The sequence below is a fragment of the Streptomyces glomeratus genome (assembly GCF_021462825.1).
Lineage (GTDB): Bacteria > Actinomycetota > Actinomycetes > Streptomycetales > Streptomycetaceae > Streptomyces > Streptomyces glomeratus.
Window position 1 is genome coordinate 40,856 of sequence record NZ_JAKEEB010000020.1, and the last position, 14,482, is coordinate 55,337.

The 14,482-nt window shown below is 71.2% G+C and carries 14 protein-coding genes and 1 pseudogene; 12 read left to right on the top strand and 3 right to left on the bottom strand.

Annotation, left to right across the window (positions count from 1 at the left end; all coding sequences use genetic code 11):
• Nucleotides 1–98: 98 nt before the first annotated feature.
• The 4 genes from argH (at nt 99) to LZ604_RS22370 (ending at nt 4,772) form a co-directional block, all read left to right on the top strand.
• Nucleotides 99–1,532, top strand: a complete 1,434-nt coding sequence (gene argH, locus LZ604_RS22355; RefSeq protein ID WP_234517213.1) for an argininosuccinate lyase — start codon at nt 99–101, stop codon at nt 1,530–1,532.
• Between the two features lie 73 nt (nt 1,533–1,605).
• Complete coding sequence (locus LZ604_RS22360; protein ID WP_372482180.1) at nt 1,606–2,616, top strand: aldo/keto reductase; 1,011 nt, start codon at nt 1,606–1,608, stop codon at nt 2,614–2,616.
• Between the two features lie 84 nt (nt 2,617–2,700).
• A complete protein-coding gene (locus LZ604_RS22365) occupies nt 2,701–3,252 on the top strand; it encodes a TetR/AcrR family transcriptional regulator (RefSeq protein ID WP_234517215.1) in 552 nt (183 codons plus the stop codon).
• Nucleotides 3,249–4,772: an MFS transporter gene (locus tag LZ604_RS22370; protein ID WP_234517216.1), complete on the top strand. Its 1,524-nt coding sequence runs from the start codon at nt 3,249–3,251 to the stop codon at nt 4,770–4,772. Before LZ604_RS22365 ends, LZ604_RS22370 begins: the two co-directional genes overlap by 4 nt.
• 42 nt (nt 4,773–4,814) lie before the next feature.
• Here LZ604_RS22370 and LZ604_RS22375 read toward each other — a convergent pair whose 3' ends face one another.
• Nucleotides 4,815–5,504, bottom strand: coding sequence for a lysophospholipid acyltransferase family protein (locus LZ604_RS22375; RefSeq protein ID WP_234517217.1), 690 nt, complete (start codon nt 5,502–5,504; stop codon nt 4,815–4,817).
• A 348-nt stretch (nt 5,505–5,852) separates the two neighbouring features.
• On the opposite strand from LZ604_RS22375, the gene LZ604_RS22380 reads away from it, so the two are divergent.
• From LZ604_RS22380 to LZ604_RS22390, 3 genes are all read left to right on the top strand, one after another.
• The gene (locus LZ604_RS22380) at nt 5,853–7,028 is read left to right on the top strand and encodes a glycerophosphodiester phosphodiesterase (RefSeq protein WP_234517218.1); all 1,176 of its coding nucleotides are present in this window, start codon (nt 5,853–5,855) and stop codon (nt 7,026–7,028) included.
• A 74-nt stretch (nt 7,029–7,102) separates the two neighbouring features.
• A complete protein-coding gene (locus LZ604_RS22385; protein WP_234517219.1) occupies nt 7,103–7,609 on the top strand; it encodes a sigma-70 family RNA polymerase sigma factor in 507 nt (168 codons plus the stop codon).
• A gap of 45 nt (nt 7,610–7,654) precedes the next feature.
• The gene (locus LZ604_RS22390) at nt 7,655–8,158 is read left to right on the top strand and encodes a GNAT family N-acetyltransferase (protein WP_234517220.1); all 504 of its coding nucleotides are present in this window, start codon (nt 7,655–7,657) and stop codon (nt 8,156–8,158) included.
• Between the two features lie 49 nt (nt 8,159–8,207).
• On the opposite strand, the gene LZ604_RS22395 is transcribed toward LZ604_RS22390, so the two are convergent.
• Together LZ604_RS22395 and LZ604_RS22400 are read right to left on the bottom strand one after the other, a co-directional pair.
• Nucleotides 8,208–8,636 carry a hypothetical protein gene (locus LZ604_RS22395; RefSeq protein ID WP_234517221.1) on the bottom strand — a complete coding sequence of 143 codons (429 nt, stop codon included), beginning with the start codon at nt 8,634–8,636 and terminating at the stop codon, nt 8,208–8,210.
• Between the two features lies 1 nt (nt 8,637).
• Nucleotides 8,638–8,997, bottom strand: coding sequence for a hypothetical protein (locus LZ604_RS22400; RefSeq protein WP_234517222.1), 360 nt, complete (start codon nt 8,995–8,997; stop codon nt 8,638–8,640).
• A 651-nt stretch (nt 8,998–9,648) separates the two neighbouring features.
• Here LZ604_RS22400 and LZ604_RS22405 point away from each other — a divergent pair.
• From LZ604_RS22405 to cbiE, 5 genes and pseudogenes are all read left to right on the top strand, one after another.
• The gene (locus tag LZ604_RS22405; protein WP_234517223.1) at nt 9,649–10,692 is read left to right on the top strand and encodes a methionine ABC transporter ATP-binding protein; all 1,044 of its coding nucleotides are present in this window, start codon (nt 9,649–9,651) and stop codon (nt 10,690–10,692) included.
• The gene (locus tag LZ604_RS22410; protein WP_234517224.1) at nt 10,689–11,426 is read left to right on the top strand and encodes a methionine ABC transporter permease; all 738 of its coding nucleotides are present in this window, start codon (nt 10,689–10,691) and stop codon (nt 11,424–11,426) included. Before LZ604_RS22405 ends, LZ604_RS22410 begins: the two co-directional genes overlap by 4 nt.
• Before the next feature lie 63 nt (nt 11,427–11,489).
• Nucleotides 11,490–12,320 (top strand): annotated as a pseudogene (locus tag LZ604_RS22415) (MetQ/NlpA family ABC transporter substrate-binding protein); the annotation flags it as partial.
• Nucleotides 12,321–12,464: 144 nt separating this feature from the next.
• Nucleotides 12,465–13,103, top strand: coding sequence for a GNAT family N-acetyltransferase (locus tag LZ604_RS22420; RefSeq protein WP_234517225.1), 639 nt, complete (start codon nt 12,465–12,467; stop codon nt 13,101–13,103).
• A gap of 129 nt (nt 13,104–13,232) precedes the next feature.
• Nucleotides 13,233–14,444, top strand: a complete 1,212-nt coding sequence (gene cbiE / locus LZ604_RS22425) for a precorrin-6y C5,15-methyltransferase (decarboxylating) subunit CbiE (protein ID WP_234517226.1) — start codon at nt 13,233–13,235, stop codon at nt 14,442–14,444.
• Nucleotides 14,445–14,482: the final 38 nt, after the last annotated feature.

The window sequence follows — 14,482 nt, forward strand, 5'->3', positions numbered from 1 at the left end:
TTCGCATCGCCCGGCACACACGCATGAGCCTGACAGCCGCCTCCTCACTCCCGGGTGGGGAGGCGGTGGCACATCCCCACCTTCCGAGGAGTACAGCAGTGAACAGCAACAGCGGTGACGTACGGCTCTGGGGCGGCCGTTTCGCCGACGGACCCGCCGAGGCCCTGGCCAAGCTGTCCGCGTCCGTCCACTTCGACTGGCGGCTGGCGCCGTACGACATCGCGGGTTCCCGCGCCCACGCGCGCGTGCTGCACCGCGCGGGGCTCCTCACCGACGACGAGCTGACGCGGATGCTCGGCGGCCTGGACCGGCTCGAGGCCGACGTGGCCTCGGGCGACTTCGTGGGCACCATCGCCGACGAGGACGTCCACACCGCCCTGGAACGCGGCCTCCTGGAGCGCCTCGGCCCCGACCTCGGCGGCAAGCTGCGCGCCGGCCGCTCGCGCAACGACCAGGTCGCCACCCTCTTCCGGATGTATCTGCGCGACCACGCCCGCATCGTCGGCGGCCTGATCGCCGACCTCCAGGACGCCCTGGTCGGCCTCGCGGAGGCCCACCCGGACGTGGCGATGCCCGGTCGCACACATCTGCAGCACGCCCAGCCGGTGCTCTTCGCGCACCATGTGCTCGCACACGTCCAGGCACTGTCCCGGGACGCCGAGCGGCTGCGCCAGTGGGACGAGCGCACGGCCGTCTCGCCGTACGGCTCGGGCGCCCTCGCGGGCAGCAGCCTCGGTCTCGACCCGGAGGCGGTCGCCAGGGACCTCGGCTTCGAGCACGGCAGCTCGGCCAACTCCATCGACGGCACGGCCTCGCGCGACTTCGTCGCCGAGTTCGCCTTCATCACCGCGATGATCGGCGTGAACCTCTCCAGGATCGCCGAGGAGGTCATCATCTGGAACACGAAGGAGTTCTCCTTCGTCACCCTCCACGACGCCTTCTCCACCGGCTCCTCGATCATGCCGCAGAAGAAGAACCCGGACATCGCGGAGCTGGCGCGCGGCAAGAGCGGCCGTCTGATCGGCAATCTGACCGGCCTCCTGGCCACCCTGAAGGCCCTGCCGCTCGCGTACAACCGCGACCTTCAGGAGGACAAGGAGCCCGTCTTCGACTCCATCGACCAGCTGGAGGTCCTGCTCCCGGCCTTCACCGGCATGATGGCCACGCTGACCGTGCACCGCGAGCGTCTGGAGGAGCTGGCCCCGGCCGGTTTCTCGCTCGCCACGGATGTCGCCGAGTGGCTGGTCAAGCAGGGTGTGCCCTTCCGGGTGGCGCACGAAGTCGCCGGTGAGTGCGTGAAGGCGGCGGAGGCCGAGGGCAAGGAGCTGGACGAGCTGACGGACGAACAGTTCACCAAGATCAGCGCCCATCTCACCCCGGAGGTCCGTACCGTCCTCAACGTCCCCGGTGCCCTCGCCTCCCGCAACGGCCGTGGCGGCACGGCACCCGAGGCGGTCGCCGTCCAGCTCGCCGAGGTGAAGGCGGACCTGGCGGCGCAGCACGCGTGGGCCACCGCGAAGCAGAAGAAGTAGCCGGTCGTACGGGGGAAGGGCGGCCGGGTTACGTTGGTCCGAGCCGCAAGGAGCCGACCGAACGGAGCCCGCGATGCCCTTCGCCCTTCCCTCAGCTCCGGGCCTCGCTCGAGCAGGGGAGACCCCTATGGCCTCAGCCACCACGCCCACCTGCCGCCTCGGCCTGGGTCTCGCCGCCGTCGGCCGCCCCGGCTACATCAACCTGGGCCGCGAGCAGGACCTCCCGGCCGTCCGCAGTGTCGACGCCCTGCGCGTCCGTACCCACGAACTGCTGGACGCGGCCTACGCCCAGGGGGTCCGCTACGTCGACGTGGCCCGCTCCTACGGCCGCTCCGAGGAGTTCCTCGCCGGCTGGCTGAACGCCCGCCCCGAGATCGACGACGTCGTCGTCGGCAGCAAGTGGGGGTACACCTACACCGCGGGCTGGACCACCGACGCCGAGCGGCACGAGGTCAAGGACCACAGTGTCGCGACCTACCAGCGGCAGCGTGCAGAGACCGCCGCCCTGCTCGGCGACCGGCTCGGCCTCTACCAGATCCACTCGGTGACGCCCGACAGCCCCGCGCTCACCGACAGGGAACTCCACGCGAGGCTCGCCGAGGCCGCCGCGGAGGGCCTCACGATCGGCTTCTCCACCAGCGGCCCGGCGCAGGCCGACGCGATCCGTGCCGCGCTCGCCGTGACCGTGGACGGCGAACCCCTCTTCCGTACCGTCCAGTCCACGTACAACCTCCTGGAGACCTCGGCCGCCCCGGCGCTCGCCGAGGCCCATGACGCCGGGGTCGCCGTCATCGTCAAGGAGGGGATGGCCAACGGCAGGCTGGCGGGCCCGTATGCGCCCGAAGCGCTGAGGGCCGTGGCCGAGGAGACGTCGCTGGGCTCCGATGCGGTCGCCCTCGCCGTGGTCCTGGGCCGGCCCTGGGTCGATGTCGTTCTCTCCGGTGCCGCCACCACGGACCAGCTCGCCTCCAACCTGCACGCCGCCGCCGTGGACCTCGACGAGGACCAGCTCGCCCGGCTGGAGGCCCTCGCCGAGGAACCGCGCGCGTACTGGGAGCGGCGCGGACGGTTGCCCTGGCACTGATCGACTCCGGTCCGAAGGCACGACTACTGAGACCTTCACGCCTCGTGTGAGACAAAGAAGTCTCATGTGCGATAACATCGTCTCATGGCCGTCGATCGTGACCACGTGCTGCGCAGCGCAGCCGCCCTGCTCACCCGGAAGTCCACCGCCACCATGGACGAGGTCGCCAAGGCGGCCGGGATCAGCCGGGCCACGCTGCACCGCCATTTCGCCGGACGCGACGCGCTCGTACGGGCCCTGGAGACGCTCGGCATCCAGGAGTGCGAGGCGGCGCTGGACGCCGCACGGCTCGATGACGGCCCGGCGCGGGAAGCCCTGCGCCGGTTCGTGACGGAGATCGAGCCCGCCGCGGCCCTCCTCGCCTTCCTCTACAGCGAGAACCAGCTCTACGAGGGCGAGGAGCAGAACGCGGGCTGGGCCCGGATCGACGCCCGGATGGCGGCGCTGTTCCGGCGCGGCCAGTCGAGCGGCGAGTTCCGCATCGACCTCACCCCCGCTTGGCTCACCGACGCGCTCTACGGCCTGCTGGCCTCGGGCGCCTGGGCCACGACGGAGGGCCGTCTGGCCCCCAAGGACTTCACCTACATGATCGTCGAGCTGTTCCTCGGCGGCGCCCTCAGGAGAGAGGAACCATGACCAGCACCTTGCAGCCGGCGCTCGCGGCCCGGGCGGAGAAGCGTCCGGGCCGGTGGCTCGCGCTCTCGGTCCTCGTGCTCGCCGTGCTGCTGGTGGCCGTGGACGCGACCGTCCTCGGCCTCGCCACCCCCTACATCAGCGAGGACCTGGAGCCGTCCGGCACCCAGCTGCTGTGGATCGGGGACGTCTACTCGTTCGTCATCGCCGGTCTGCTCGTGTCGATGGGCAGCCTCGGCGACCGCATCGGCCGCAAGCGGATCCTGCTCGGCGGTGCCACGGCCTTCGGTCTGATATCCGTCCTCAACGCCTACGCGGCGACGGCGGGGACGATGATCCTCGCGCGGGCGCTGCTCGGTGTCGCGGGCGCGACCCTCATGCCCGCCACGCTCGCCCTGATCCGCAACATCTTCCAGGACCCCCGCGAACGCAGCCTCGCGGTCGGGATCTGGGGCGCCACCGCCTCGGCCGGTACGGCGGTCGGCCCGATCACCGGCGGTTTCCTGCTCGAACACTTCTGGTGGGGCTCGGTCTTCCTCATCAACGTGCCGGTGATGGTGGTCCTCGTCCTCGTCGGCATCCGCACACTGCCCGAGTCCCGCAATCCGGACCCCGGCCCCTGGGACCTGATCAGCGTCGGGCTGTCGCTCGTCGGCATGGTCGGCATCGTGTACGCGGTCAAGGAGGCGGCCGCACACGGTCTCACCTGGCCGGTCGCGGCCACCGGCGTCCTCGGCGCCGCCGCGCTCGCCGGCTTCGTGCGCCGCCAGCTGTCGCTTCCGGTGCCGCTGCTGGACATACGGTTGTTCGGCCGCCGCGGCTTCAGCGGCGCGGTGCTCGCCGACCTGCTGACCGTCCTCGGCATGTCCGGGCTGGTCTTCTTCCTCTCGCAGTACCTGCAACTGGTGCAGGGCAGGCGGCCCTTCGAGGCCGGACTCGCCGAACTGCCCGCCGCCGTAGGCGCGGTGGCGGCGGGCCTCGTCGCGGGCGCGGCGGCCCGGCGGTTCTCGGTGCGCGCGGTGGTCTCCGTCGGGCTCGCCGCGGTGGGGCTGGCACTGGCCGCCCTCACCCTCCTCGACCGGGCCACCGGCTACCCGTTGATCGGGGCCGCACTGCTGGTCGTCGGCGTGGGCGCCGGCCTTTCCTTCACCGTGACCGCGGACGTGATCCTCTCCAGCGTGCCCAAGGAGCAGGCGGGGGCCGCCTCGGCGGTCTCCGAGACGGCCTACGAACTCGGCGCGGCCCTCGGCATCGCCCTGCTCGGCTCCATCGTGACCGGCGTGTACCGCGACTTCACGGCCCCGGCGGGCACGCCGGCGGCGGCCCACGAATCGCTGGGTGGCGCGGTGCAGGCTACTCAGCACCTGCCCACCGGCACCGGCGAGGCGCTGCTGTCGGCGGCCCGCGAGACCTTCGTCGAGGGCCTGAGGATCGCTACGGGCGCGGGCGCTGCGGTACTGCTGGCCACGGCGGTGGCAGCGTGGTTCCTGCTGCGGGGCCAGCGGCTCGAGGGCTCTGCGTGACCTTCGGGGGCGCGCCCTGCCGTGGGCGCGTCCCGGCTGCCGCTACGCGGCCTTCGCCTTCGTGGCGTACATGTCCACGTACTCCTGCCCCGACAGCCGCATGACCTCGGTCATCACGGAATCGGTGACCGCCCGCAGCACATAGCGGTCCCGGTCCATCCCCTCGTACCGGGAGAACTCCATCGGCTCGCCGAAGCGCACGGTGACCCGGCCCGGACGCGGCATACCGCGACCGCCCGGCTGCAGCTTGTCCGTGCCGATCATCGCGAACGGGACCACCGGCGCGCCGGTCATCAGGGTGAGACGGGCGATGCCGGTGCGGCCGCGGTACAGACGGCCGTCGGGGGAGCGGGTGCCCTCCGGGTAGATGCCGAAGATCCTGCCCTCCTCCAGCACCCGGCGGCCGGTCATCAGCGCGGCCACACCACCGCTCGCGCCGTCCCGGTCCACCGGGATCATGCCGACGCCCGTGAAGAACCAGGCCATCAGCCGGCCCTTGAGCCCCTTGCCGGTGACGTACTCGTCCTTGCCGATGAAGACCACCTGCCGCGTGGTCACGATCGGCAGCACGATCGAGTCGATGAACGTCAGATGGTTGCCGGCCAGGATGACCGGGCCGTCGGCCGGGATGTGCTCCGCGCCCTCCACCCGTGGGCGGAACATCAGGCGCAGGATCGGTCCGAGCACTGCCTTGATGAGCGCGAAGCGGGACAACGGGCCCTCCGGTGTCAAGGGATGCGGTATGAGTCTGTGCAGGTGAGGACGATACTCGCGCGACCCGGTGTGCCGCACATCGGGTTCACCGCGTCGATACGAGTCATTGTCGACTGTTTACCTGCGGAGGCGTCGCGTCGCACGCTCGTCGTCCGCCGAGCGGGTGTGACGCACGTCGCGCCCGGCGGATGACGGGCCGTCATGGGAAGCCGCCCTCACGGGTTTCCCGTACGGGCGCGCCCATGCATCGCGGTGCATCCCGCAGGACGGTCCGCGTGTGGCGCGCGTTCCCGTGTACGTCTCCCGGCCGTCACTCGCACGCCCCTACGATCGACCTGCTGTGGACACGCGTGGCGGGAGGAACCCATGGGGACGCAGGAGTCGTACGAGCAGGGGCGAGGTACCGGCCGGCGGGCGCTGCTCGGGGCCGCGGTGCTGGGCGCGGGCGGTGCCGTCCTGGGACTGCCCGGCGCCGCGAGCGCGGGCACACGGCACGGCGGCGGGCTGAAGGGTCTGCCGGTGCCGGCCGTCATCGGGCACCGGGGCGCCAGCGGCTACCGCCCGGAGCACACCTTCGGCTCGTACCAGCTGGCTCTCGATCTGGGCGCCGACATCGTGGAGGCCGGCGACCTGGTGCCCACCAAGGACGGCCACCTCGTGTGCCGGCACGAGCCGGAGATAGGCGGCACCACCGATGTCGCCAGGCATCCAGAGTTCGCCGGCCGCAAGACCACCAAGGTCCTGGACGGTGTCCCCACCACCGGATGGTTCACCGAGGACTTCACCCTCGCCGAGCTGAAGACCCTGCGCGCGGTCGAGCGCATCCCGGCCACCCGTCAGCGCAACACGCTCTACGACGGCCGCTGGGAGATCCCCACCTTCGAGGAGGTGCTGCGCTGGCAGGACGAGCAGACCCGCAAGCGCGGCAAGCAGGTGTGGATCTACCCCGAGACCAAGCACCCCACCTATTTCCGCAAGCTGGGCCTCGGCCTGGAGGAGCGGCTCGCGAGGATCCTGCGGGCACACGGCAAGAACCGGAAGAACTCGCCCGTCATCATCCAGTCCTTCGAGCCGAGCAGCATCCAGCGGCTGAACAAGCTGGTCGACAACCCGCTCGTCGTGCTGCTGTCCGCCGCGAACACGCGCCTGTGGGACTTCGTCGAGACCGGCGACCCGCGCACGGTCGCCGACCTCGTCACCCCCAAGGGCCTGACGGAGATCGCCTCGTACGCCCAGGGCATCGGCCCGACCCTCGACCTGGTCATCCCGAAGGACGCGAACGGCAATCTCACCCAGCCGACCAAGCTCGTCGCCGACGCGCACGCCGCGGGCCTGATCCTGCACCCGTACACGATGCGCAACGAGAACACCTTCCTGCCCGCGAACTTCCGGAAGGGAACGGATCCGGCGGCCTACGGGGATGCCTTCGGCGCCTTCCAGGTGTACTTCGCGACCGGCATCGACGGGGTGTTCACCGACAACGCCGACACCGGACTGCTCGCCCGCGAGGACTTCCTGCGCGGCCGAGGGGTCAACGCCTGACGCAAAGACCCCGATTGGGGTGATTCCTGGCCGTCCCGGCAACCCGCCGCCGGGACGGCCGCGTCACGCCGCATATGACCCACGAGATGCTGACGGCCCTGCGCCCCCTGCTCACCGCCGAGGCGTCGGCGGAGGCGCACGCGTCGGGGATGGAGCCCGGCGATCTGGAACAGGCGGTGTGGCTACGACTGCTGGAGCGGCTGGAGGGGGACCGGCCGCCCGTCGACCCGCAGGGATGGCTGCGCCGGGCCGTCCGCGCCGAGGCGCGCCGCGGCCGCCGCACCGCCCGCCTCGAACTCCCGTACAGCGCCGAGCCCGCCGACGACACGGGGCGCGATCCCGAGCAACAGGCGCTCATGGCGGCCCGGCGCCGGGCGCTGTACGCGGCCGTGCGCCGTCTCCCCGGCCGTTGTCCCCGCCTCATGGCGGCGCTGCTGTCCCCGCACGACCTGACCTATCGGGAGATCGCGGGGGAGTTGGGTATCTCACAGGGAAGTCTTGGCCCTGAACGTTCCAAATGCCTGGGATGTCTGCGTCGATTGCTGGCCGCGGAGGTTGCGGCCCGTGAACCGCGGGGATAGGAGTGGGGGACGACCGGCGATCAGGTGAGCGGGAGGCATGCGCACATGGGCATGAGCGTGACCATCTCTGTGGCGACCGAACAGGACGCCGAGCAGATCTTCAGGCTGCAGTACCTGTGCTTCCAGAGCGAGGCCGCTCTGTACGGCAACTACCGCATCGACCCGCTCGTCCAGACCCTGGACTCGGTCCGCGCGGAGGTCGCCTCGGACTGCGTCTTCGTGGCGCGCCTCGGTGAGGAGGTCGTCGGCTCCGTGCGCGGCAGCGTCACCGAGGACGGCGCGGCGTCCATCGGCAAGCTGTGTGTGCACCCGCGGCTGCAGGGCCACGGCATCGGCGCCCGCCTGCTGCGCGCGGCGGAGTCGGCGCTGGCGGAGGAGCGCGGCGCGAAAAAGTTCCGCCTCAGCGCCGGCCACCGCAGCGAGGTCAGCCTGCGCCTGTACCGCCGCCTCGGCTACGAGGCCGCGGGCACGTCCCAGGGCGCCGACGGCGTACCGATGGTCGTGCTCGAGAAGCAGGCCCCGGCGTCGACGTACGCGACGACGGCCTGAGAGGGCACCGCGCCCCGCAAGGGGCGCGCCCCCGGCCGGCGGTCGTGGCTCAGGCGGCCTGCCGCCGCGCGTGCGCCTTCCGCAGCCAGTACATGGCCGACAGCGGCAGCAGTACGGGGATGAAGAGGTACCCCATCCCGTAGTCGGACCAGACGGTCGCGTCCGGGAACGCGGACGGCTCCAGCAGGGTCCAGGTGCCGACGGTGAGTACGCCCACCAGCTCCGCCGCGCAGCACGCCAGCGCCGCCCGCCGGGCCGTCTCGCCGCCGCGGACCAGGGAGTACGTGATGAAGCCGTAGACGACTCCGGCCACCGCGGACAGCGAGTACGCCAGCGGGGCCTTGTCGAACTGCGTCGAGATCTGCACCGCCGAGCGCGCCACCGCCCCGACCACCATCACGCCGTACAGCCAGACCAGCAGCATGCCGGGCCCGGTGATGAGCCGTGTCTTCGCCGGCCGCTCCTCCGTGGCCGCCATCTCAGCCTCCCCAGATGTCATAGAGCCGCACCTCCAGCACGGCGAGGACCACCCCGCCGGCCGCGACCGTCACCGAACCCCAGCGTGTGCGCTCCGCCAGCGACATGAAACCCGCCGCCGGGATGCACGCGAAGGCGCCGAGCAGATACGCCACGAAGATTGTCGTGCCCTGTTCCGGCTTCTGGCCGCGCCCCAGCTGGACAAGGCCGACGACCAGCTGGACCAGGGTCAGCAGCGTGACCACGGCCATGCCGATGAAGTGCCAGTCCTTCGTGGGCTGATCACGGTAGGCCGCCCAGCCGCACCAGGCGGCGAGCAGCAGCGCGGCGACACCGGTCGCCGGCGTCAGGGCATCAAGCATGCCGTGACCCTATTACGGTCCAAAAGACCCTAGGCGCCCGCCCCCGGCAGCCGCCCCGCGGACACCGGCGCCCGCCCCCGGCAGCCGCCCCGCGGACACCGGAGCCCGGGCTCGCGCCCGGTCGGCCACCGTGGCCTTGACCACAACCCGCCGGGTCCGGCAGCCATCCGGCTGCCGGACGTGATCCGCTGCCCGTGGCCTTTCGGCCGTGTTCTGACCGGTCAACGCGCCTGCCACGGCGACCTCCGGAGACGGCCCCACACTGTCCACGGCCGTCCGAATAGCGGACAGCCGTGACGGGCCCCGGCGATGTGTCTGCTTTACTGGGGCCCATGACCACGACGAGCTGCCGCACCTTCGCGACCGAGGCGACCATGACGCCCGGTGCTCGTTGTATGTGTCGAATGTGCGCCTGCTAGAGGGCCCCTGCACCATCCCGAGCCTCGCGCCCCGAAGCGAGACCGCCGTGCCCTGTCCGTACGCCCCCGTCGTACAGGACTGAGCCGCCCCCCACCGCCTAACGGCCTGGGGGACCCCATCGCGCACCTGTTCTCCCCGGTTCGATCGCCATCGCGAGAACCGTGTCGCGTTCCCACGCACCCGTGCCCGGCGCACATCCACGCCCTGCACTCGACAGTGACGGAAACCCCAGTGATCACCACATCGGGCCTTACCAAGGTCTACCGCTCGCGCGGCCGCGAGGTGACCGCCCTCGACGGCGTCGACCTCCATGTACGCGAGGGCGAGGTGTACGGCGTCATCGGCCGGTCCGGCGCCGGGAAGTCCTCGCTCATCCGCTGCGTCAACCTCCTGGAGCGCCCCACCTCCGGCACGGTCACCGTGGCCGGCCAGGAGCTCACCGCGCTCGCCGGCCGCGGTCCGCGCGCCGGCAAGGAGCTCCGCCAGGCGCGCAGCCGTATCGGCATGGTCTTCCAGCACTTCAACCTGCTGTCCACGCGGACGGTCCAGGACAATGTCGAGCTGCCGCTGGAGATCCTCGGCCTGTCCGGGAAGGAACGTTCCCGCAAGGCCCTCGGACTGCTCGACCTCGTCGGCCTCGCCGACAAGGCCAAGGCCTACCCGGCCCAGCTCTCCGGCGGCCAGAAGCAGCGCGTCGGCATCGCCCGCGCCCTCGCCGGCGACCCCAAGGTGCTGCTCTCCGACGAGGCGACCAGCGCCCTCGACCCGGAGACCACCCGCTCCATCCTCCAGCTGCTGCGCGATCTGAACCGGCAGCTGGGGCTCACCGTGCTGCTCATCACCCACGAGATGGACGTCGTCAAGAGCATCTGCGACTCGGCCGCCCTGATGGAGAGGGGCCGCATCGTCGAGTCCGGCACCGTCAGCGAGCTGCTCGCCACCCCCGGCTCGGAACTGGCCGCCGCACTCTTCCCGCTCAGCGGCGCCGCGGCCGGCGACGACCGCACCGTCGTCGACGTCACCTTCCACGGGGACGCCGCGACCCAGCCCGTCATCTCACAGCTCTCGCGCACCTACAACATCGACATCTCGATTCTCGGCGCGGCCATGGACACAGTCGGCGGCAAGCAGGTCGGCCGGATGCGCATCGAACTGCCCGGCCGCTACGAGGAGAACGTGGTGCCGGTCGGCTTCCTGCGCGAACAGGGCCTGCAGATCGACGTCGTGGGCCGGGCAGCCGAAGAGCCCGCGCTGGTGAAGGACGGTGCCAAGTGACCTGGCCGGAGATGCAGCCGCTGCTGTCACAGGCGTCCTGGGACACCCTCTACATGGTCGGCTGGTCCACGGTCATCGCCGTCGTCGGCGGACTTCCGCTCGGCGTCCTGCTCGTCCTCACGGACCGGGGCGGGCTGCTGCAGAGCGTCGTCGCCAACAAGGTCCTCGGGCAGATCGTGAACATCGCCCGCTCGATGCCCTTCATCATCCTGATGGTCGCCCTCATGGGCTTCACCCGCTGGGTGACGGGGACGACCATCGGCCGCGAGGCGGCCATCGTGCCCCTTGCGATCGGCGCCATCCCCTTCTTCGCCCGCCTCGTCGAGACGGCCGTCCGCGAGGTGGACGGCGGGCTCGTGGAAGCCGTGCAGGCCATGGGCGGCAACACCTGGACCGTCGTGCGCAAGGTCCTCGTCCCCGAGGCCCTGCCCTCGCTGATCTCCTCCGCCACCACCACGGTCGTCGCCCTCATCGGTTACTCCGCGATGGCGGGCACGGTCGGCGCCGGCGGCCTCGGGGACATCGCCATCCGCTACGGCTACCAGCGCTTCGAGACACAGCTGATGTGGATCACCGTGGCGATCCTCGCCGTCGTCATCTCGCTCATCCAGTTCGCCGGCGACTACGCGGCCCGCTCCCTGCACCGGCGCGGCGGGCACTCCGGCCCGGTACCGAAGCTGCGGCTGCTGAAAGCCGAGGAGCCCGCCGCCGCGGGCGCCGGCAAGGCCGCCTGACGCCCCTCACAGACTCCCCGCCACCCAAGGCGGGGTCGCACCACCCTAGGAAAGGCACTTTTCGTGCGTAAGACCGCCAAGACCACCACCGCCGTCCTCGCCGCAGGAACCCTCGCCTTCGGGCTCTCCGCCTGCGGCTCGGGCAAGAACTCGTCCTCCGCGTCCGACTCCAGCGGCCCGCTGGTCGTCGCCGCGAGCCCGACCCCGCACGCCGAGATCCTCGACTTCGTCAAGGACAACCTGGCGAAGAAGGCGGGCCTCGACCTCCAGGTCAGGGAGTTCACCGACTACATCACGCCGAACACGGCGACCGAGGACGGCTCCGTCGGAGCCAACTACTTCCAGAACCAGCCGTACCTCGACGACTTCAACAAGAAGCGGGGCACCCACATCGTGCCCGTCGTCACGGTGCACCTGGAGCCGCTCGGCCTCTACTCCCACAAGGTGAAGAGCGCCGACGCCCTGAAGAGCGGTGCGACCATCGCCGTCCCGAACGACTCCGTCAACGAGGCGCGGGCCCTGAAGCTGCTCGCCTCCAAGGGACTCATCACCCTCAAGAACGGCGCCGGCAACGAGGCGACCCCCCAGGACATCGCAGAGAACCCCAGGAAGCTCCGGTTCAAGGAGGTCGAGGCTCCCCAGACGCCGCGCTCCCTGGACGACGTGGACGCCGCGGTGATCAACGGCAACTTCGCCATCTCCTCCGGCATCAAGCCCGCCAAGGAGGCCCTCGTCCTGGAGTCCCCGAAGAACAACCCGTACGGCAACTTCCTCGCGGTCGAGAAGGGCAACGAGAACGACCCGCGGGTCAAGAAGCTCGCGAAGCTCCTCACCTCGCCCGAGGTGAAGAAGTTCATCGAGGACAAGTACGCGGGCTCGGTCATCCCGTCCTTCTCACGGCACGTACTCCGCGTATCGCCACGCACGGGGCCCACTCCCTCACCGGGTGTGGGCCCCGTGGTGCGTTTCCGTGCTCACATGCTGCATGCTGGGCAGTTCAGCAGGAACTGAAGGTTTTCCGAGGTTACGGAGCGGCGCATGACTGGCACCTTTCCCAACGTCTCCATCAGCACGGAGCGGTTGGTACTGCGCCCCTTCGACGAGTCGGACGTCGACGCCTTCGCCGAGATGATGAACGACGAGCTCGTCACCGCCTGGACCTCGGTCCCACAGCCCTACACCGAAGCCGACGCCCGCGCCTGGATCACCGAACTCGCGCCGGCAGAACGAGCCGAGGGACGCGGCATCGTCTTCGCCGTGGACGAGTTCCTCACCCAGCGCCTGGTCGGCATCGTCCACCTCCGGAACACCGACTGGCGGGTGCGCTCCACCGAGATCGCCTATGTGATCGCCCCCTGGGCGCGCGGCGAGGGATACGCCTCCGAGGCGGCCCTGGCCACCGCGCACTGGGTCTTCCACGACCAGAAGTTCGAACGCCTCGAGCTGCGGACAGCCGCCGACAACACCGCCTCCCAGCAGGTCGCGCAGAAGATCGGCTGCATCAGCGAGGGAGTCCTGCGCGGCGCCTGGATAGCCCGAGCCCGGGGCGAGAACGGCGAGTGGACCGACGTACGCACCGACCTCATCGTCTGGAGCCTGCTGCCGGAGGACCTGGACGGGGTCAGCGAGGAGCTGGCCGACAGCGGCGGTTTCACGTCGTTCTCGAACTGGAGCTGACCCCGGCGATCCACTCCCACCGGCCGGGCCCCGGGCGGGCGGAGCCGGCTCGACGGGGTACTCTCACGGAGCCCGCCGTGCGGGCTGCCCCCTGACGACCTGCGAAGACCTTCTGGGAGACTGACGACGATGGCCGACCGGGTCACGGTGATCGGCTGGGACGGCTCGCCGCTGACCGCCGCCGCGCGCTCCGCCCTGGGAGCCGCCACGCTCGTCGCCGGCGCGGCCCACCACCTCGCTCTCCCCGAGGTGCCGCAGACGGCCGAGCGCATCCGCCTCGGCAGTCTCGGCCTCGCCGCCCGCCGCATCGCCGGCCACCGCGGCACCGCCGTCGTCCTCGCCGACGGAGATCCGGGCTTCTTCGGCGTCGTACGGACTTTGCGCGCCCCCGAGTTCGGCCTGGAGGTCGAAGTCGTTCCGGCCGTCTCCTCGGTGGCCGCCGCCTTCGCGCGTGCCGGAATGCCCTGGGACGACGCGCAGGTGGTCGTCGCACACCGCCGCACCCTGCGACGTGCGGTGAACGTATGCCGAGCCCATGCCAAAGTCGCGGTCCTCACCTCACCGGGCGCCGGACCCGCCGAACTCGGCCTGCTCCTCGACGGGGTCCACCGCACCTTCGTCATCTGCGAGGAGCTCGGCACCGAGCGGGAACAGGTCACCGTCGTCACCTCCGACAAGGCCGCCGACCACACCTGGCGCGACCCCAACGTCGTCATCGTCATCGGCGGACCGGCGAGCGCGACCGACGACGGCGGCTGGATCGCCGGCCGCGACCCGGGCACGGGACCGCGCGGCTGGGCGCTGTCCGCCGAGACGTACGGCGGCGGGCTCGGCGAAGGGGAGACGGATCTGCTGCGCGCCGTCCAACTCGCCCGCCTCGGGCCCCGGGTGGGCGACCTCGTGTGGGACATCGGCAGCGGAAGCGGAGCGTTCGCCGTGGAGGCCGCCCGCTGCGGGGCGGCCGTCATCGCCGTCGACCGCGACCCCGGCGCGTGCGACCGCACGGCGGCCGCCGCCCGCCACTTCGGCCTCCAGCTCCAGACCGTGCACGGCACCGCCCCGCACATCCTCGAGAACCTCCCCGAACCGGACGTCGTCCGCGTCGGAGGCGGGGGAGTCGCGGTGGTCTCCGCCGTCGCCGACCGCCGCCCGCAGCGCATCGTCGCGCACGCGGCCACCCGCGACGCCGCCGAACTCGTCGGCAGGGATCTGTCGGAGCACGGCTACGACGTCGAGTGCGCCCTGCTCCAGTCCGTCGAACTCGACACGCGGGGCTGGACGGAGAAGGAACGGAGTGTCGCGTTCCTGCTCAGCGGGCGATTGCCCGACCGCTCCCCGTGATCCGGTAGTCGTACCGGCGCGGTAGGCTGGCCGACCGT